Origin of the sequence: Nonomuraea sp. NPDC049607, from assembly GCF_040675375.1 — a bacterium.
In the GTDB taxonomy this organism is placed as follows: Bacteria; Actinomycetota; Actinomycetes; order Streptosporangiales; family Streptosporangiaceae; genus Nonomuraea.
Genome location: NZ_JBFAOV010000012.1, coordinates 125,155 through 143,538, shown reverse-complemented (window position 1 = coordinate 143,538; position 18,384 = coordinate 125,155). Strand labels below are relative to the sequence as shown.

The window sequence follows — 18,384 nt, the reverse complement described above, 5'->3', positions numbered from 1 at the left end:
GAAATTTCCCAGAAAACGGCCATTTACGAATCGTGTGACTTCTGCCACTCTGTCTAGAACGTTCGCCTAGAACAGCATTCTAGATTTTCCTACTGGAAGGGTGAGCATGGTCAGGACGTTGGGATCGCCGCGTGCCGGCGCCATCGACGCGCAGACCCGGGCGCCGTTCGGCTGGGCGCCGCTGGTCGTGCTCTTCATCGTCGGACTCGTGGACCGGATCGAGTACAACCTGCTGTCGGGGGTGCTGCCGCTCGTCCAGAAGGAGTGGGGGTTCAGCGACACCGCCGCGGGCTCGATCCCCACCGCCGCGGCGCTCGCGGCCGCGATCGTCTCCCTGCCCGCGGGCTTCCTCGCCGACCGGTTCAGCCGTACGCGGATCATCGCGGTGGTCGTCCTCCTGTGGGCCGTCGCCACGCTCGGGTCGGGCCTGGCCACCGGCTTCGTGATGTTCTACCTGATGCGGGTGCTGCTCGCGGCGGCCGAGAACATCGACAACCCGGCGGCCGGCAGCCTGCTCGCCGACTACTACCCGCCGGTCAGCCGGGCCAAGGCGTACGGGCTGACCCGCGTCACGACCTATCTCGGCGGCGTCGGCACGCTGCTGGGCGGCGTGCTGGCCGAGGCGTACTCGTGGCGCACCGCGTTCCTGGTCATGGTGGTGCCCGGCGTGCTCACGGCGGTGCTCTGCTGGTTCCTGCGCGAGCCGGGCCGCGGCGACCTGGACCGGATGGTGGCCGGAGCCGCCGTCGAGCCGCCCGCAGCCCGGCCCGCGACGCCCAAGGCGCCCTTCTGGCAGCAGTTCGGGCAGGTCATCCGCATCCCGACGCTGCTGTTCGTGTGCGCCGGGCTGGGCCTGCTCACCCTCGGCCTGGCCGGCATCTTCTACTGGCTGCCCACCCTCATGGTCCGCGAGTACGGCGTCGGCGTCGGCGCCGCCGGCTCGCTGAGCGGCCTGATCACCATCGCGGGAACGCTGGCCGGCACCCTGGTCGGCTCCTGGCTGGGCCGCCGGTGGCACGGCACCCGCAAGGGCGGCAGGCTGCTGGCCGGCGGCGGCGGCATCACTGCGGGCGCGGCGGTGCTGGCCGGGGCGCTCGCCATGGACTCGATCGGCCCGATGACCGCGCTGGTCCTGCTGGCCTGCTCGCTGATGTCGATCGCGATCCCGAACATGACGGCCTGCCTGGCGGACGTCGTCCCGGCCGCGGCGCGCGGTCTCGGCTTCGCCGTGCTGCAACTGCTGATCACGGCGGCCGGGGCGTTCGGCTCGCTCGTCGTCGGCATCGCCTCCGACCGGTTCGGCTCGCTGATCGGCGGCATGTACCTGCTGGTCGTCCCCATGATCGTGGGCGGCCTCCTGACGCTCGGCGCCCGCGCCTCCTTCGAGCGCGACGCCGGGCGGGTCATGGACGCCGCCCGCGCGGGCTAGGGCAGGCAGACGGTCAGCGCCCCCGGGGCCACCTCGGCTTTGAGCTTGGTGGTGGCCTCGCGGTCGCCCCCGTCCAGTTCGTACGTCAGCGGCGACCCGAACCGGGCCGTCACCTTGCGCGCCCGGGTGATGCGCACGAACGGCGAGTCCTCCGACCGTCCGGCGGCCATCTTGCCCATCACCCTGGCCCACTGGATGGGCCCCTTGGCCGTGGACAGCCCGACCTCCAGCCAGCCGTCGTCCGGCCGGGCGTCGTCGAACGCCTCGATCCCGCCGGCGATCGTGCCCACGTTGCCGAGCAGCAGGCAGCTCGCCTCGCCCTCGAACCAGGTGACCCCGTCGACCTTGACCTTCATCGGCACCAGGGGCCCGCCGACGTGCCGGACGGCGGCCTTGACGTAGCTGAGCCTGCCGAACTTCCGCTTGGCCTTGCCGTCGGCCTCGGCGATCATCTCGGCCTCGAACCCGGCGCCGGCCATGACCGCGAAGTGCTCGCCGTTGAGCAGCCCGAGGTCCAGCTGGGCGCGGCGGCCCTCGAAACCGATCCGTACGGACTCCTCCAGGTCGGTGGGGATGCCCAGGTTGCCGGCGAACAGGTTGGCCGTGCCGGCGGGCAGGATCGCCATCGGCACGCCGGAGCCGGCCATGGCGTCGGCGCACCGTTGCACCATGCCGTCACCGCCCCAGACGAACACCTGCTCCGCGCCCGCCTCCAGGGCCTTGCGCACCTTCTTGGGCGCCTTCTTGCTCTTGGGCACCTCGTGCCAGATCAGCTCTCCGACGTCCCGCTCGGTGAGCAGCACGCGCAGCCGGTCCAGCCCGGCGCCGAGGATCTTCTTCTGATGTGCGACAACTGCGATTGTGGGGGACACTCCTCCCGCACTACCCGTGGTTTGCGGGGTTATGAATGGCTTTCATGCGGGTAGCGGTGGCCGAATGCGCATCCAGGACTGGTTCCTCACCGAGGAGGAACGCGATAACCGGGCGACCGGGCTCGACGCCTGGTCCAGCGGCAACGAGGTACGCCCGCTCATCCACGGCGCCACGTACTTCGCCGAGCTGAACAGCCGCCTGGCGGCGCTGCGCAAGGACGACCTGCTGCTGTTCGCCGACTGGCGGGGCGACCCCGACGAGCGGCTGACCGACGACGGGCCCACGGTGAGCGCGGCCCTCGGCGCCGCGGCCGAGCGCGGCGTCATCGTCAGGGGCCTCATCTGGCGCTCCCACCTGGACCGCCTGCGCTTCAGCGCGGCCGAGAACCGGCACCTGGGCGAGAAGATCGAGAACGCGCACGGGCAGGCGATGCTCGACACGCGGACCAAACCGGGCGGCTCGCACCACCAGAAGTTCGTCATCCTCCGCCACGACCGCGACCCCTCGGCGGACGTGGCCTTCGTCGGCGGCATCGACCTGTGCCACAGCCGCCGCGACGACGCCGAGCATCTGGGCGACCCGCAGTCCTGCCCGATGCCCGACGTGTACGGCCCCCGCCCGCCCTGGCACGACATCCAGCTCGCCATCCACGGCCCGGCGGTCGCCGAGGTGGAGAAGACCTTCTGCGAACGCTGGGAGGACCCGGCCCCCGAGACCAGGGACCCGCTGCGCCGCCTGCGCGACCATCTGAGCAGGCTGGACGACGCTCCCCCGCTGCCCGACCCGGGCCCGCCGCCCCCGCGCGCCGGCACGCACCACGTGCAGCTCCTGCGCACCTATCCGGCCCGGCGCAGCGCGTACCCGTTCGCGCCGGACGGGGAGCGCAGCATCGCCCACGCCTACCACAAGGTGCTCGGCAGGGCCCGGTCGCTGGTGTACCTGGAGGACCAGTACCTGTGGTCCACGGACGTGATCGAGCCGTTCGCGCAGGCGCTGGAGCGCGAGCCGGAGCTACGGATGATCATCGTGGTCCCGCGCCACCCCGACCAGGACGGCTGGCTGGCCGGCCCGGCGAGCCTGATCGGCCGGGTCGAGGCGCTGAACCGGCTGACGAGCGCCGGCGGCGACCGCGTCGCGATCTACGACCTGGAGAACCACCAGGGCACCCCCGTCTACGTGCACGCCAAGGTGTGCGTGGTGGACGACGTGTGGGCCTCGGTCGGGTCGGACAACGTCAACCTGCGCTCGTGGACCTACGACTCGGAGCTGAGCTGCGCCGTCCTGGACGAGCGGGAGGACCCGAGGCCGCCGCACGGCGCCCTGAGGTTCGCCCGCGACCTGCGGCTGACGCTCATGTCCGAGCACCTGGACGAGGAGTCCGAGGCCGGCCGGGACGAGCTGTGCGACCCGGTCGCCGCGTTCGACGCCTTCGCCGGGTCGGCGGCCCGGCTGGAGGACTGGCACTCCTCCGGCTGCCGGGGACCGCGCCCGGCCGGCCGGTTACGCCCGCACCCCGCCCCCACGCTGTCCAGGGTCCGCAGGGCGATGGCCATGCCGCTCTACCGGTTCGCCGTCGACCCCGACGGCCGGCCGCCGGAGCTGCGGAGATCGCGGAGGTTCCGATGAAGACGTTCCTGCTCCACAGGCTGGGGCCGCGGATGACGGTCGCGGCGTTCGCCGTCGCGCTCATCATGATCCCGTTCTCCCTGCTGCTCGTCGTGGCCAAGATGCCGCTCAACGAGCTGGACGCCGGAGCGGCCCGCGAACTGCACGAGTACGCGCTCGCCCACCCCGGCGTGACCCGGGTGCTCATCGTCTGGACGGACCTGTTCGGCCCGTGGCCGTGGCGGATCGCGGTGGGCGCGTTCACGGTCTGGCTGCTGATGCACGGCAGGCGCAGGCTGGCGCTGTGGGCGATCACGACCGTGACCGCGGGCGGCCTGATCGGGCTCGGCCTCAAGATCCTCGTCGCGCGGGTGCGGCCGCACCTGCCCGACCCCGTCGCCCTGGCGCCCGGCGACTCCTTCCCCTCCGGCCACGCGGTCAACGTGACCCTCGGGGCCGGGGTCGTCACCCTGCTCCTGCTGCCGATGCTGCCCCGGTGGGGGCGGCGGCTCGCCTGGGTGCTGGCCTGGTTCGTGGTGGTCTCGGTGGGCTTCACCAGGATCGCTCTCGGCGTGCACTGGGTGAGCGACGTCGTGGCGGGGATCGTGCTGGGCGTGGCGGTGATCGCCGCGACCGCGGCGGCGTTCGAGACGTGGCGGCGCGACACGGGCCGCAGGCCCACCGCGCCGCTGTCGGAAGGTATGGAACCCGAACCGGTGAAGGTGCCCGATGAGCAAAGCTGAGCATGTCCGGTACTACGCGCTGTCGCTGGTGTTACCTCTGGTGCTGATGGGCGCCGTCTCGTACGGCATGGGGCTGCTCATCGTCGGCGTCCCCCAGCCCGGCGACGTGGCCGTGAGCAAGGAGTTCGCCTCGATCCGCACGTCGCTGTGGAACACCCTCACCGACTACGGCACCAGCCTGTCGGACACGCCCTACGTGGTGGCGTTCACGGCGGTGGCGGTGATCCTGTTCCGGCTGGTGTACAAGCGCTGGCGGGAGTCGTTCTTCATGATCGCCGCGGTCTGGGGCCAGTCGCTGGTCTTCCTGGCGACCACCGAGCCGGTCGGCCGCAGCCGCCCGCCGGTGCACCACCTCGACCCCGCGCCGCCGACCTCCAGCTTTCCGTCGGGACACGTCAGCGCCGCCGTCGCGTTCTACTGCGGGCTGGCGCTGGTGCTGACGACGCACGTACGCAACCGGGCGCTGCAGGTGGTGATCTGGACGATCGGGATCGCGGCCCCGCTGATCGTCGCCTTCTCCCGGCTCTACCGCGGCATGCACTTCTTCTCGGACGTGACCTGGGGGCTGCTGCTCGGGGTGTTCTGCGTGGTGGTGGCCGCGCGGTCGATCCTCTACCGGACCTGGGACACCCGGCAGGCGGCCGTGAAGGGCGACCGAAAGCGTCCCGCCTCCGTCCACGACTAGCGCGGGTCGGCTCGCCGGCCGGGTCAGACGAAGGCCCCGATCCCCGTCACGGCCCGGCCGACGATCAGGGTGTTGATCTCCCTGGTCCCCTCGTAGGAGTAGATCGCCTCGGCGTCGGCGACGAACCTGGCGATGTCGTGGTCCAGCAGGATGCCGTTGCCCGCCAGCAGCTCCCGCGCCCACCCGACGACCTGGCGCATCTGCGTCGTGCAGTACGCCTTGGCCAGCGCCGAGTTCTCGTCCCGGTAGATCCCGGCGTCCTGGAGCTGCGCCAGGCGGACGACCATGCCGAAGCAGGCGGTGGCGTTGCCCAGCATCCTGACCAGCAGGTCCTGGACGAGCTGGAAGGAGCCGATCGGGCGGCCGAACTGCTCGCGCTCCTTGGCGTAGGCCAGGGCGATCTCGTACGCGGCGATCATGATGCCGACCGCCTGCCAGGCGACCCCGCTGCGGGTGCGGCGCAGCACCCTGGCGGTGTCCCGGAAGGAGCCGGCCTCCTGCAACCGGTCGGACTCGGGGACGCGGCAGCCGCGCAGCGTGATGTCGGCGTTCTGGACCGTGCGCAGGGCCATCTTGTTCTCCATCTTCGTGGCGGTGAAGCCGGGGGCGCCCTTCTCCACCACGAAGCCCTTGACACGGCCGTCGTCGGCGTCGCGTGCCCAGACGACGACGAGGTCGGCGAACGTGCCGTTGCCGATCCAGCGCTTGGCGCCGTCGAGCACCCACGTGTCGCCCTCGCGCCTGGCCGTCGTGCGCAGGCCGCCGGCCACGTCGGAGCCGCCGGTCGGCTCGGTCAGCGCGAACGCGCCGATCTTCTCCATCCTGCTCATCGCGGGCAGCCAGCGCCGGCGCTGCTCGGCCGAGCCGCACTCGGCGATGCTGCCCATGGCCAACCCGGTGTGCACGCCGAAGAACGTGGCCATCGAGGCGTCGGCGTGCGCCATCTCCAGGGCGAGGAAGCCGCTGAGCAGGCCGCTCGGCCGGGGCCCGGGGCACTCGGGGTGGGCCAGGCCCGCGACGCCGAGGCCGGCGTAGCCCTTCACCAGCTCGACGGGGAACTCCGCGCGCACCCAGCAGTCGTTCGCGACGGGCACGACCTTCTCCCGCAGGAACGCGCGCACCCGCAGCAGGATCTCGCGCTCGTCGGCCGAGAGCAGGTTCTCGAACTCGTAGAAGTCCCCGGTCAGCAGCTCGGACATGACCTCGTGTCCTTCCTCGGGCCGGCGCGGCGGGCTCTGTCCCAGCGCCCTACCCTGCGCGCCGGAGGCCACACGGACGGTCAGCCGGGTACGCCGCGCCGCTTACCATACGGCCCATGACCACCCACGGATTCACGCTCACCGCGGAGGGCCCGTTCGACTTCGGCGCGACGCTGCGCTTCGTCGAGGACTGGCCGGCCACCAGCGCGCTGCCCTCCGACGGCCGGGCGCTGCGCTTCGCCTACTGCGCCGAGTCCGACTGGCTGCCGATCGGGGTGAGCGTGACCGCCGCTCCCGGCGGCGTCGCCGTCACCACCACCCGCGCCCCCGGCCCGGCGATCCGGAGCGAGATCGCGCGCATCCTCTCCCTCGACGTGGACGCCGGCGGCTTCGCCGAGCTGGGCGAGGCCGACCCGGTGCTCGGCGACGTGCAACGGCACCGTCCGGGGCTGCGGCCGGTGTGCTTCTGGAGCCCGTGGGAGGCGGCCTGCTGGGCGGTGATCGTGCAACGCTCGTCGATGCTCGTCGCCTCGCGGATCAAGCAGCGCATCGCCGACCGCTACGGCGCGGCCGTCACCGTGGACGGGCAGGCGTACCAGGCGTTCCCGCCGCCCGTGAGCCTGGTGGACGCGGGCGGGCTCGGGCTGCCGGCGCAGAAGGAGGAGTGGCTGCGCGGGCTGGCCAGGGCGGCGCTCGACGGCGTGCTCACCACCGAGCACCTGCGCTCGCTCGCCCCCGAGGACGCCCTGGCCGAGCTGCGCGCGCTGCCCGGCGTGGGGCCGTTCTCGGCCGGTCTGATCCTGATCCGCGGGGCGGGCGCGCCCGACGCGTTCCCCGGCGACGAGCCCCGGTTGTTCGGGATCCTGCGCGAGGCGTACGGGCTGCCCGAGGACGCCCCGGCGAGCGCCTACCGCCGGATCGCCGAGTCGTGGCGGCCCTACCGGTCGTGGGCCTCGTTCCTGTTCCGCGCCACCGGCTACCGGGCCGCCGCGGACTGAACCCGTCGGCCGCCCGCGCCGAGCACGACGCTCACAGGGACGTCAGGGCGGCCAGTTCGCGCCACTCGGGCAGAGGCGGCTCGCCGGGGCGGTCGGTGAGCACCTGGAGGCACACGTGGTCGGCGCCCGCGTCGAGGTGGGCCCGTACGCGCTTCTCGATCGCCTCCACGTCGCCGTGGGCCACGATCGCGTCCACCAGCCGGTCGCTGCCGTGCTCGATCTCGTCCTCGCCGAAGCCGAGCCTGCGCAGGCTGGCGGCCTGGTGAGGGGCGCCGGTGCGGTAGAAGAAGACGTGCTCGGCCGCCAGCTCACGGGCCCTGGCCGGGTCGGGGTGCAGCACGACGGCCTGCTCGACGGCCAACCGGGCGCCGGGGCCCATGGCCTGCCTGGCCCGCGCGGTGTGCTCGACCGGCACGAAGTACGTGTGCGCCCCGAGCGTGCGCCTGGCCGCCAGGTCCAGCATCTTCGGGCCGAGCGCGGCCAGCATGCGGCGCGGCGCGCGCTCCGGGGCCGGCGAGTTCAGCGGGACGGCGTCCATGGCGTCGAGGTAGCCGCCCATCGTGGTCACCGCCCGGCCGAGGCTGGGGATCGCGTAGCCGTCCATCTGGATCGGCCCGTCGCTGATGCGGTGGCCACCGAGGCCCAGGACGTACCGGCCGGGGTGGGCCTCGTTGAGCGCCCGTTCGGCGGCGGCCATGCTGATCGGGTCGCGCAGGGCGATGTTGGCGATGCCGGCGGCCACCGTGATCCGCCTGGTCGCCGAGAGCAGCAGCCACGACTGGCTCACCGAGTCGCGGCCGAACCCCTCGCCGAACCACAGCGCGCCGTAACCCAGCTCCTCGATCTCGGCCGCGCCGTCGCGCAGCTCCCCGGCCGGACGGTCGTCGAAGGCGAACGTCCACAGGCCCACCTTGCCCAGGCGGGGGCCGTCGTCGTGGTGGGGGTTGTCGGTCATGGGTCACACCGTCCCGTCTATTCGGAGAGCCTCTCCGGTTACGTCGGGGACTATAATCGGAGATGTTCTCCGATTCAACCCGCGGGAGTGTCCAGTGCCGGCACGGGCGATGCGCGCCGATGCGCGCCGCAACTACGACCAGTTGGTGGCGGCGGCCATCGCCGTGGTCGCCGAGGAGGGGCCCGACGCCTCGCTCAACGAGATCGCCCGGCGGGCCGGCGTCGGGGCGGGCACGCTCTACCGGCACTTCCCCACGCGCGAGGCGCTGCTCGTGGCCGTGTTCGAGGGGCGGCTGGCCCGGCTGTGCGCACGGGCGGAGGAGGCGGGCGAGGAGCTGCCGCCCGGCGAGGCGCTGGTGGCCTGGCTGCGGTCGCTGGTCGCGCACGCGATGACCGACCGGGGGCTCGGCGCGCGGATGATGCTCACCCAGGACGGCGCGGGGGTCGACTGCTGGGCGATGTTGCGCGCCGCCGCCTCGCGGCTGCTGCGGCCCGCCCAGGAGGCGGGGGCCGTACGCGCGGACGTCGAGGTGTCCGACCTGGTGGAGCTGGCCGCGGGCATCGCCCAGGCCACCCCCGACCCGGCCCGCGCCGACCGCCTGCTCACCCTCATCCTGGACGGCCTGCACCCCCGCCCCTGACCGCCCCTGACCGCGCCCGACCACCGCACGCCCGACCACCGCACGGCCATCCCGCTCAGCGGACAGCGGTCATGGACGCCGTGAACGCGGACATCCCGGCGGCCCAGGCGGCTTCGACGTCCGCGCCGGGCGGGAAGCGGCCGTCGAGTTCGAGCACGACCAGGCCGTGGGCCAGCCCCCAGACGGCACGCGCGGCGGCCTCGCCACGCACGATCCGCGCCAGCGGCGCCGCGGCCCGCTCCTCCACCCCGGCGGGCAGCAGGTCACGCGGCAGCGGCCCGGCGCTCATCAGGCGGTACAGATGCGGATGAGCCAGCGCGTACGCCCGATAGGCCCGCCCGAGAGCCCCCAAGCCGCCCCCGCCCCCGCCGCCGTCACGCTCGCCACCCCCGCCGCCGTCACGCTCGGCGCGCTCGCCGCCGTCACGCTCGCCACCCCCGCCGCCGTCACGTTCGGCGCGTTCGGCGCGTTCGGCGCGTTCGGCGCGTTCGAGGGCGACCGCCAGTTCGGTCAGGGCGATGGCGATGAGCTCGGCCTCCACGGCGGACTTGTCGGGAAAGTGCTTGTAAAGGGACGGCGCCCGGATCCCCAGCCGCGCGGCCAGCGCGCGCATCGTCAGCGCCTCCGCCCCGCCCGCCTCGACCAGCTCGCGCGCCGCCGCGACGATCTGCCCGGCGCGCGGCGACAGGTCAGCCACGCGCGCTCCTCGGCCCGTGACCCAGGAACCGGGCGACCGCGACGTACGTCATCCAGGCCAGCCCCGCGGTGAAGACCGGCACCCAGCCCAGCGGCGAGACCGAGTAACCGACCAGCACGGCCAGCGGGATCCACGGACGGTGAGCGAGGTCGTGCAGCACCGCCGGCCCGCGGAACCTGGTCGCGTACGGCGCCAGCACGAACAACGCCGAGCTGACCGGCGTGACGCCTCCGTACTTGGCCACCTCGAAGACGAGGAACGCGAGGCAGAAGGCGGCGAGCAGCGCCCACCCGGAACGGCCGGCCACCCGCCTGACGGTCACTGCGGTCATGATGTCCTCCTCGGCTAACAGCGTTAGCCGCACTCTAGGCTAACGACGTTAGCCTGTCCAGGGAGCAATAGGGTGGAATCATGATCGATCGGGAGGTGGCCGTACTCATCGGCCTGCAGGCCTCCGGCAAGTCCACCTTCTACCGGCGCTGCCTGGCCGCCACGCACGCGCACGTGAGCAAGGACGACTTCCCCAACGCGCGCCGCCGTCAGCACCGCCAGCTCCGGCTGATCCGCGAGGCGCTGGAGGAGGACCGGAACGTGGCCGTGGACAACACCAACGCCTCGCCCGAGGAGTGGCAGCCGCTCATCGTGGCCGGCCGGGAGCACGGCGCGCGGGTGGTGGCCTACTGGTTCCCGCCCAATGTGAAGGCGTCCCTCCAGCGCAACGCCGAGCGCCTGGGCCGGGCGCGGGTCCCGGAGGTGGGCCTCTTCGCCACGCTCAGGCGACTGCGCCGCCCGCGCGCCTCCGACGGCTTCGACGCCGTCTACGCCGTGGAACTCGACGGCCGCGGCGGCTTCCTGGTCCGCAAACAGGAAGGCTGAGCGGCCGCGGCCCGGCCCGCCAGGCGCGGGCCGGTCCTTCAGGTACGGGCCGATCGGTCAGGTACGGGCCGGTCCTTGGCGCGGGCCGGGCCGTCAGGTGCGGGCCGGTCCTTCAGGCGCGGGCCGGTCGGTCAGGTGCGGCGGGTGAAGGGGGCACTGGCGAAGCGGTAGGCGATCTTGGCCGGGGTCAGCCACCGCACGTGGGCGCCGTTCCTGGCCCGGCCGACCACCCGTTCGGCCAGCCACGGCGCCACGGTCTCCACCGGGTCGGCGAGGATCGCGAAGATCCTGGCCGCCCGCGCCCGCTCGGCCTGCGAGTAGCCGTACGTCAGCAGGTCGGTGACCACCATGCCGGGGCTGAGCAGGCCCGCCGTCACTCCCTCGGGAGCCTCCTTGGCCAGCGCCCGGGTCAGGTACGTCACGGCCCGCTTGGTGGCGCCGTAGACGCCGAGCCCTGGCACCGTGCGGCCGTCGCTCCCCAGCCCCTCCATGTTCCAGACGTGGCCGCCGCCCTGCGCCGCCATGCCCGCCACCGCGACCGCGCAGCCGTTGACCGTGCCCAGCAGGTTGACCTCCGTCACCGCGCGGGCCTCGTCGGCGGGCAGCCGCCACAGCGGGAGGCGGTCGTGGGAGATCCCGGCGTTGTTGACCCAGATGTCGACCCGCCCGTGCCGGCGTACGGCCTCGTCCCAGAGGTCCTGGAGGCGGGCGCGGTCGGCGACGTCGGCCACGACGGCGGGCACGCCGAGCTCGGCCCCCGCCTCGGCCACCCGGACGGGGTCGGTGCCGCACACCGTGACCCGGTGCCCCAGGGCGGTCAGCGACCGGGCGAGGCCGAACCCGAGCCCCCGGGTGCCGCCCGTGATCACGATCGACCGGGACGCGCTCATGCCTCGTGCTCCTTCCTGGCCGCCACGGTCGCCTCGATCGCGTCCGCGAGGAACCTGCCGACGACCTCCCGCTCCGCCGGGGTGAACGCGTCGATCGCCGCGGTGAGGTGGCGGACCAGCGGGGCGAAGAACGCCCCCGCCAGCTCGACGGCCTGCTCGTTCAGGACGACCTCGACCTTGCGGCGGTCGCCCTCGTCGCGCCGCCGTACGACGTGACCGGCCTGCTCCAGCCGGCCGAGGAGGGCCGTCGTGGCAGGGGCACTGAGGTTCAGGGCGGCCCCCAGCCCGCCCGGCGAGAGCGGCCGGCCGGCGCGGTGGGCGTCGAGGATGACCACCAGGGCGTTCATGTCGGTCCTGTGCAGCCGGTGCCCGACGGCGAAGCCCTCCACGAACCGGTCGCTCTCCACGTTGAGCCGGCGGATGAGGACCATCAGGTCATACGCCGTCATGTCACCCCTTATATTTCTATCGTGGAAGTATTCCATCATAGAAAGAAAACGTTAGCCGCGCTCCGTCCTGAGACGGTACTCGTCGCGGGGGTGGTCGCGAGCGCCGTCCTGACCGGCCTGATCTGGTTCCTCGGCCGGTGGCTGGACGACGTGGTGCTGCTGCCCGACCAGGGCGCGTCCTGGTACTACTGGAAGCTGCCCGAGCCCACCATGTGGACCAGGCTGTCGGCGTGGGCCGGTTACGCCGCCCACCAGATCGTGTCCTGGTGGCTCATCCACTACGCCCAGACCCGGGTCCGCCGCTACTCCGCCGGCCTCCACCCGGTCAACGTCGTCGCGCTGGCGGTCAACACCGGGTTCATAGCCCTGCACACGGCGCAGACCCACCTGTTCTACGACGGCCTGGCCCAGGACGTGTCGATCTACAGCTCCCAGGGCTCGGTCATCCTGCTGCTGGTGGTCGTCCTGATCATGGAGAACCGGCGGCGCGGCCTGTTCCTCGGCAAGCCCGCGCCCATCAAGCGGGAGATCGTCGACTTCGCCCGCCGCTACCACGGCTACCTGTTCAGCTGGGCGGCGGTCTACACGTTCTGGTACCACCCGGCCGAGTCCACGCCCGGCCACCTGATCGGCTTCTTCTACATGTTCCTGCTGCTGCTCCAGGGCAGCCTGTTCCTCACCAGGGCGCACACCAACCGCTACTGGACGGTGACGCTGGAGCTGGCCGTCGTCGTCCACGGCACCCTGGTGGCCGTCATGACCTCGGGCCCGGACGGGTTGTGGCCGATGTTCCTGTTCGGCTTCCTCGGCGTCTTCGTGATCACCCAGATGCACGGCCTGGGGCTGTCGCGCGCCGCGCGCTGGGCGCTGACCGGCTGCTACGCGGCGGCCCTGATCGTCGTCTACGCCCTGCGCGGCGACCTGGCCGGCACCAACGAGGCGATCAGGATCCCGGCCATCGAATACCTCCTGGTCGGCGTGCTGGCCCTGCTCGCCTGGGGAGCCCGTCGCCTGTGGGCGCTCAGAGCGGGAGCGGGATCCGGTCGAGGAACCAGTACAGGCTGACCGCCACGATGGACAGCGACACCGCGGCCGACGCCCAGCGGGCCGCGGCCGTCCGCCGCAGGAGCACCAGCAGCGGGAAGAGCACGGCGATGATCGCGAGCTGGGTCACCTCGATCCCGACGTTGAAGCTCAGCAGCGACAGCAGCAGCTCCCACGACCCGCTCTCGCGGATGTCGAGCGCGCCGGCGAACCCCAGGCCGTGCATCAGGCCGAAGGCGAAGACGACCGGCAGCCGCCAGGCGCCCGGCCGGTCGCGGCCCAGGAGGTTCGCGAGCGCGACGACGACGATCGAGGCGGCGATGACCGGCTCGACGACCGCGCCGGGCACGTTCACCACGCCCATCGCGGCCAGCAGGAACGTGATGCTGTGCGCGACCGTGAAGGCGGAGGCGGTGACCACGACGTCCCGCACCCCGCGGGCGCCGATGATCAGGGTGAGCAGGAAGAAGACGTGGTCCAGGCCTAGGACGAGGTGCTCGACGCCGAGCAGGAAGAACTCGCCGATCTGGCCGGTCGCGGCGCGCTCCCCCACGCGCAGGGCCGGGCTCCCGGCGGTCAGGACGGCCGAGCCCGCGTCGCCGTCGAGGTCGTAGCGCAGGAGCGTCTGGGTGCTGTGGACGAACGACTCGGCGTCGGGGAACAGGGCGCTGGAGATCGTGGGCCCGCCCCCGTCCGGGCAGGCGTAGGCCAGGGTCAGCGTCGCGAAGGCGGCCTTGCCGCGCGGGTGCACGTCCGCCTCGCCCACCTGCCGGGGGACGCACGGCCGGTCGCCGCGGGCGACGGAGAAGCGGCGGGTGACGTAGCCGAACACGGCGTCGCGGTTGGCCGCGAGCTGCCGGAGCTGCTCGGCGCGCTCCTTGGCCTCGTACGCCTCGGCGTAGAGCCAGGCGGACTTCATCAGCAGGTCGTACTCCAGGTCGAGCACGACTCTGACGTCCCCGGCCGTACCGGTCACCTCGGCGTGGGCCTTCGTGGTGGCGTCGTGCGCCGCCGCCGGGGCGGGGTGCAGGAGGTCGGCCAGCGCGCCGCAGAGGATGACGGCGAGGACGACGGCGTACGGCCAGCGCCAGCGAGGCATGTCTCTTGTCTCCAGGGGTCAAGGGGGGGAAGGGCGCCGCCCCGGGCGCGGGCCCGGGGCGGCGGAAGGGACGGATCAGCGGTTGAACCAGCGGTACATGGGCGAGTCCTGATCCCACTTGCCGGGACGTCCGCGCTCGTCCTTGGTGACGAACACGCTGGGCTCGGAGGCGGTGACGCCGCCGCCGGCCGAGCGCGCCGTGACGAACCAGGCGTAGGCCGTGTCGTTCTTGAGGTGCTTCCAGGTCACCGAGGCGACCTGGCCCGAGGCGGCGGTGCTCCTGCCGATGATCTTCGTGGGCTTGTAGAGCGCCAGAGAGTCGGTCTTGAAGCTCGTCGTCCGGGAGGTGAGGTCGACGGGCAGGACCATGTTGTCCTCGCGCCCGTCGTAGCGGCGCAGCGGGTCGAACTCGCCGGCGCCGAAGTCGCCGAGCAGCGGGGAGTAGGTGTCCACGCTCAGCTCGGCCCGCTTGACGTCGAACTGGAGCAGCCGGAAGTAGCTGGCCCCGAACTGGAGCTGGTCCTCCGGCTTGTAGCCGCCGATCTCGGTGAGCCCGAGCCGGTCGGCCGAGACCGTGTAGAACTGGTAGTCGGCCAGCAGCTCGACCACGCCGTTGCCGACCTGACCGACCTTCGGCTTCACGTTGGTGCCCACGCCGTGCTCGTGACCGGCCAGGATGAGGAAGACGTTCGGGTTCTTCTCGACGACGGTCTTGTAGAGCATCGAGCCGTCGGGGGCGGAGAAGCCGGCGCCGCGGCCGTCGGGGTTGGTGCTCGGCACGAGGTAGTCGTGCGAGAGCAGGATGCCGTTACGGCCGGGGAACTTCTTGAAGACCGAGTCGGCCCACTCGGCCTCCTCCCTGGTCACGCCGTACGACAGGCCGACGACCACGAAGTCCAGGCCGCCCGCGGAGAACAGCTCGTAGTGGTTCTGGTTGTCGCCCTCCTTCCACGGGCCGCCGTACTTGGCGTGCTGCCAGCCCTGGGAGGCGTTCTGGTAGCGGGACGGGCCGTAGTACTTGTTGTAGATCGCCTCCGGGCCGTCCTCGGTGCCCGACTGGTTGTCGTGGTTGCCGGCGATGACGCCGTTCGGGATGCCGGCCTCGTCCAGCACGCGCTGCTGCTTCGACGACACCTCGAACTCGCCGACGACCTCGCGCTGCATGGCCTCGTCGGCGGGCTTGCGGATGTTGTTCTCGATGATGTCGCCGGTGTGGGCGACGTAGGAGATCTTGCGCTGGTCCTTGTTGGCGGCGATCCAGTTGACGATCCCGGCGTAGGCCGACTCCCACACCGCGCGCTCCTGCGCGGTCTCCTGCTCCACCGCGCCCTCGGAGATGTACTGGGTGTCGGTGAAGTGCACCATCGAGAAGTCGTACGTGGAGGGGTCGGCGAAGCCGTTCGGGTCGCCGGGGTCGATGTCGTCGGCGAACGGGTCCTCGCCGGTCACCATGACGTGCACGTCCTGCCGGTCCACGTACTCGGGGCCGACCACGGCGGTCAGGACGGTCCTGCCGTCGGCCGCGCCGCGGGCGCTGGTCAGCAGCTCCCACGCCTTGGTCCTGGTGTTCCACGCCCGCAGCGAGGCCAGGCGCTCGGGGTCGACGACGCCCTCCCAGCGCAGGACGGGCGAGTCCACGTGGCCCTGAACCTTGACGTCGTAGCGCTGGTAGACGAGGTCGCGGCCGCTGGGGGCGTCGAGCGTCCGGCCGTCGCCGGGTTCGAGCCCTTCGGCCTTGACCCGCTGCTCGCCGGGCACCTTCAGCGTCGTGGGCAGGGTCGTGGCGGTGCCCTGGTACGCCTCGTCCGGGGTGAGGATCTTGGCCTCGGAGAAGGTGGCCGACACCTGCCCACCGCCGGGCTCGCCGACCTTGGCCGACAGCGTGACGGGGTCGGACACGTCGGCCGTCCCCGGGGCCGGGGTCAGCTCGGCGGGCACGTCCGGGATGCCGGCCGACTCGAACACGATCTCCTGGGCCGCGGTGTTGCCGAGCCCGTCGACGCCGGTGACCGACAGCGTGTGCCGGCCCGCCTTCAGCCCGGGGCCCACCTTGGCGCCCAGCTCCACGGCCTGGCCGTCGAGCTTGACGTCCGGCCCGGACACGACGCCGGAGGCGTCTTCGAGCTTGACGTCCAGGACGACCGTCGCGGTGATCTTCTCGTCCACGGCGGGGACGCTCCTGGCGACCTTCGGCGCGGAGTTGTCGGTGATCAGGACGCGGGCGGCGGTCTCGCCCGAGGTGGACTTCGCCGCCAGGGTGTGCCGGCCGTCCTTGATCGCGGTGGTGTCGAGGTCGGCGCGCAGGCCGCGGGCCGGGGCGTCCACCAGGAACTCCAGGTCGATCTCGGTCAGCGGGTTCACCGTGTCGCCGCAGTTGCCGTCGCCCATGCCGTACGAGGTCTTGATCATCTGGCCGGTCGCGGTGCCCTGCGCCGGGGTCAGGACGATGTTCGAGATCGTGAAGTCGTCCCGGTTGGCGCCGCAGGACGTCGGGTACGTGCCGGCCACGAAGTCGATCGTGTTCCAGCCGGGCACGAGGTACTCGTTCGGGATCGGCAGGTCCACCCGGCGGCTCACGAAGTCGCCGTCGAGCACCACCTTCTGGCCGTTGACCAGCACGAAGTTCTGGTAGCGCGCCTCGATCGAGTTGCTGCCCACGGTGAAGCCGAGCGTCGCCTGGCCGGAGCCGAGCGTCTCGGTGACGTGCACGGCGGGGGCGTCGATCGTCCAGCGCAGCTCGGCCTCGCGCGGGAGGGCCTGGTCGCTGCCGCAGTCGCCGTCGCCCAGCGCGTACGAGGGCTTGACGTCCTGGCCGGTCACCGTGGCGCCGTCGAGGGTCAGGGCGAGGTTGGCGATCGTGAAGTCGTCGCGGTTGACGCCGCAGGACTCCTTGTAGTCGCCGGTGACGACCTTGATCGTGTTCTCGCCGGGCACCAGGAACCTGGCCGGGACCGCGACGGTCACCCGCCGGCTCGCCCAGGTGCCGCCCAGGTCGATGCGCTTGCCGTTGACCAGCAGGAAGTTGTCGTACTTGTCGTCGATCGAGTCCGCGCCCACGTCGAAGGCGAGCATGGCGGCGCCGTTGCCGAGCGTGGCCTTGGTGACCGGCTTGCCGCCGTCCACGGTCAGCGACTCGACGCCGCCGGATCCGGCCGCCGGGACGGTCGCGTACACCGTCTTGGCGCCGGCCACGAGCGTGCCGTCGGTGGGCAGCAGCCGCGGCGCGCCGGCCGGGGCGTTGTTCACCGTCACGGTGTTCCTGACGGTCCCCCCGGCCGCGGTGGCGGCGCTGATGACGTGCTCGCCGTTGGCCAGCTTGGTGGTGTCCACGTCGGCGGCCAGGCCGGTCGTGCCCTGCGGGTCGGACTGGGTGAAGAACGTGAGCGTGGCGCGCTTGAGCAGCGTGGTGTTGCTGCCGCAGTTGCCGTCGCCGAAGTTGAAGGTGTAGGGGTTGTCCTCGCCGTCGGCCACCTCGCCGAGCAGTTCGAGGCCCACGTCGGACAGCACGAAGTCGTCGTGGTTCTGCCCGCAGGAGGACTGGATCGTGCCGACCACGATCTCGACGGTGTTCTCGCCCTTGACCAGGTGCCCGTTCGGGATCTCGATGGTGGCCCGCTGGTTGACGAAGTTGCCGATCTCGGCCTTGTACGCGCCGTTGACCAGCACGTAGCTGTGATACTGCGCCTCGGTGGAGTTGGAGCCGACGTCGAAGGCCAGCTTGGAGACGCCCACCGTCGGGGTGGCGGTGACGGGGGCGCCGTCGATGTCGAGCTTGGTGACGCTGTCGCCGGCGCTCACCGGGACGGCGGCGAGCTTCGCCGTGCCCTCCAGGTACGAGCCGGTGGCGGGGGTGAGCGCGGGCGGGGCCGGGGTGCTCGTCGGGGTGGGGGTCGGCCGTCCCCGGCCCTGCTCCCCCGGGTCGGCGTAGGCCGCCGTCACGACACCGCCCACCAGCACCGCCGCGAGCGCGGTGGTGACGGCGAGCCGTCCCCTGCTCCTTGAACCGCCCAATAACTGTCGTGCTGCCATCGGCTGCATCGGGTCCTTCCATGACGTTCACGGGCAGCCGATGAGGCGGCGTGCCCTTCGAGCGGACACGTTGGAGCGCACGAGTGAACGTTGTGCATGGAGAGACTGAAGGGACGGGGAACTGTCTCCTCATTCTGGTCATTCACCAACAGACAGGAACAACCCCGACACAA

The 18,384-nt window shown here is 72.2% G+C and carries 18 protein-coding genes; 9 read left to right on the top strand and 9 right to left on the bottom strand.

Features of this window, described 5'->3' with window-relative positions; all coding sequences use genetic code 11:
- Window positions 1–106 precede the first annotated feature (106 nt).
- Window positions 107–1,429 (top strand): MFS transporter, encoded by a 1,323-nt coding sequence (locus AB0J97_RS24300; RefSeq protein WP_357704995.1) that lies wholly within the window; start codon window positions 107–109, stop codon window positions 1,427–1,429.
- Here AB0J97_RS24300 and AB0J97_RS24295 read toward each other — a convergent pair.
- Window positions 1,426–2,301, bottom strand: coding sequence for a diacylglycerol kinase family protein (locus AB0J97_RS24295; protein WP_364092191.1), 876 nt, complete (start codon window positions 2,299–2,301; stop codon window positions 1,426–1,428). The genes AB0J97_RS24300 and AB0J97_RS24295 overlap by 4 nt on opposite strands.
- A gap of 64 nt (window positions 2,302–2,365) precedes the next feature.
- Between AB0J97_RS24295 and AB0J97_RS24290 the strand changes: the two genes are divergently transcribed.
- From AB0J97_RS24290 to AB0J97_RS24280, 3 genes are read left to right on the top strand one after another with little or no spacing between them, the layout of a single operon-like run.
- The gene (locus AB0J97_RS24290; protein ID WP_364092189.1) at window positions 2,366–3,928 is read left to right on the top strand and encodes a phospholipase D-like domain-containing protein; all 1,563 of its coding nucleotides are present in this window, start codon (window positions 2,366–2,368) and stop codon (window positions 3,926–3,928) included.
- A complete protein-coding gene (locus AB0J97_RS24285) occupies window positions 3,925–4,650 on the top strand; it encodes a phosphatase PAP2 family protein (RefSeq protein WP_357704987.1) in 726 nt (241 codons plus the stop codon). The genes AB0J97_RS24290 and AB0J97_RS24285 overlap by 4 nt, the downstream gene beginning before the upstream one ends.
- Entirely contained in the window at window positions 4,637–5,335 is a 699-nt protein-coding gene (locus tag AB0J97_RS24280; protein ID WP_364092187.1) for a phosphatase PAP2 family protein, read from the top strand. Before AB0J97_RS24285 ends, AB0J97_RS24280 begins: the two co-directional genes overlap by 14 nt.
- Window positions 5,336–5,358: 23 nt before the next feature.
- On the opposite strand, the gene AB0J97_RS24275 is transcribed toward AB0J97_RS24280, so the two are convergent.
- A complete protein-coding gene (locus tag AB0J97_RS24275) occupies window positions 5,359–6,534 on the bottom strand; it encodes an acyl-CoA dehydrogenase family protein (RefSeq protein ID WP_357704983.1) in 1,176 nt (391 codons plus the stop codon).
- Window positions 6,535–6,650: 116 nt separating this feature from the next.
- Here AB0J97_RS24275 and AB0J97_RS24270 point away from each other — a divergent pair, with 116 nt between their 5' ends.
- A complete protein-coding gene (locus AB0J97_RS24270) occupies window positions 6,651–7,532 on the top strand; it encodes a hypothetical protein (RefSeq protein WP_364092185.1) in 882 nt (293 codons plus the stop codon).
- Between the two features lie 31 nt (window positions 7,533–7,563).
- On the opposite strand, the gene AB0J97_RS24265 is transcribed toward AB0J97_RS24270, so the two are convergent.
- A complete protein-coding gene (locus AB0J97_RS24265) occupies window positions 7,564–8,487 on the bottom strand; it encodes a TIGR03620 family F420-dependent LLM class oxidoreductase (RefSeq protein ID WP_364092183.1) in 924 nt (307 codons plus the stop codon).
- A gap of 94 nt (window positions 8,488–8,581) precedes the next feature.
- On the opposite strand from AB0J97_RS24265, the gene AB0J97_RS24260 reads away from it, so the two are divergent.
- On the top strand, window positions 8,582–9,127 hold the full coding sequence (locus AB0J97_RS24260) for a helix-turn-helix domain-containing protein (RefSeq protein WP_364092181.1): 546 nt from the start codon (window positions 8,582–8,584) through the stop codon (window positions 9,125–9,127).
- Window positions 9,128–9,182: 55 nt separating this feature from the next.
- Here AB0J97_RS24260 and AB0J97_RS24255 read toward each other — a convergent pair whose 3' ends face one another.
- Together AB0J97_RS24255 and AB0J97_RS24250 are read right to left on the bottom strand one after the other, a co-directional pair.
- Window positions 9,183–9,824 (bottom strand): TetR/AcrR family transcriptional regulator, encoded by a 642-nt coding sequence (locus AB0J97_RS24255; protein ID WP_364092179.1) that lies wholly within the window; start codon window positions 9,822–9,824, stop codon window positions 9,183–9,185.
- Window positions 9,817–10,155, bottom strand: a complete 339-nt coding sequence (locus AB0J97_RS24250; RefSeq protein WP_364092177.1) for a hypothetical protein — start codon at window positions 10,153–10,155, stop codon at window positions 9,817–9,819. The genes AB0J97_RS24255 and AB0J97_RS24250 overlap by 8 nt, the downstream gene beginning before the upstream one ends.
- Window positions 10,156–10,235: 80 nt before the next feature.
- On the opposite strand from AB0J97_RS24250, the gene AB0J97_RS24245 reads away from it, so the two are divergent.
- Window positions 10,236–10,700 (top strand): AAA family ATPase, encoded by a 465-nt coding sequence (locus tag AB0J97_RS24245; RefSeq protein WP_364092175.1) that lies wholly within the window; start codon window positions 10,236–10,238, stop codon window positions 10,698–10,700.
- Between the two features lie 131 nt (window positions 10,701–10,831).
- Here the strand turns inward: AB0J97_RS24245 and AB0J97_RS24240 are convergent, their stop codons facing one another.
- Both AB0J97_RS24240 and AB0J97_RS24235 read right to left on the bottom strand, forming a co-directional pair.
- Window positions 10,832–11,590: an SDR family oxidoreductase gene (locus AB0J97_RS24240; protein WP_364092173.1), complete on the bottom strand. Its 759-nt coding sequence runs from the start codon at window positions 11,588–11,590 to the stop codon at window positions 10,832–10,834.
- Window positions 11,587–12,039, bottom strand: a complete 453-nt coding sequence (locus AB0J97_RS24235) for a MarR family transcriptional regulator (protein ID WP_357704961.1) — start codon at window positions 12,037–12,039, stop codon at window positions 11,587–11,589. The genes AB0J97_RS24240 and AB0J97_RS24235 overlap by 4 nt, the downstream gene beginning before the upstream one ends.
- 90 nt (window positions 12,040–12,129) lie before the next feature.
- Between AB0J97_RS24235 and AB0J97_RS24230 the strand changes: the two genes are divergently transcribed.
- The gene (locus AB0J97_RS24230) at window positions 12,130–13,104 is read left to right on the top strand and encodes a hypothetical protein (protein WP_357704958.1); all 975 of its coding nucleotides are present in this window, start codon (window positions 12,130–12,132) and stop codon (window positions 13,102–13,104) included.
- Here the strand turns inward: AB0J97_RS24230 and AB0J97_RS24225 are convergent.
- On the bottom strand, window positions 13,061–14,182 hold the full coding sequence (locus AB0J97_RS24225; RefSeq protein WP_364092171.1) for a HupE/UreJ family protein: 1,122 nt from the start codon (window positions 14,180–14,182) through the stop codon (window positions 13,061–13,063). The genes AB0J97_RS24230 and AB0J97_RS24225 overlap by 44 nt on opposite strands.
- Between AB0J97_RS24225 and AB0J97_RS24220 the strand changes: the two genes are divergently transcribed.
- Window positions 14,076–14,294: a hypothetical protein gene (locus tag AB0J97_RS24220; protein ID WP_364092169.1), complete on the top strand. Its 219-nt coding sequence runs from the start codon at window positions 14,076–14,078 to the stop codon at window positions 14,292–14,294. The two genes, AB0J97_RS24225 and AB0J97_RS24220, sit on opposite strands and share 107 nt — an antisense overlap.
- Here the strand turns inward: AB0J97_RS24220 and AB0J97_RS24215 are convergent.
- On the bottom strand, window positions 14,258–18,211 hold the full coding sequence (locus tag AB0J97_RS24215; RefSeq protein ID WP_364092167.1) for a metallophosphoesterase: 3,954 nt from the start codon (window positions 18,209–18,211) through the stop codon (window positions 14,258–14,260). The two genes, AB0J97_RS24220 and AB0J97_RS24215, sit on opposite strands and share 37 nt — an antisense overlap.
- Between the last annotated feature and the right edge of the window lie 173 nt (window positions 18,212–18,384).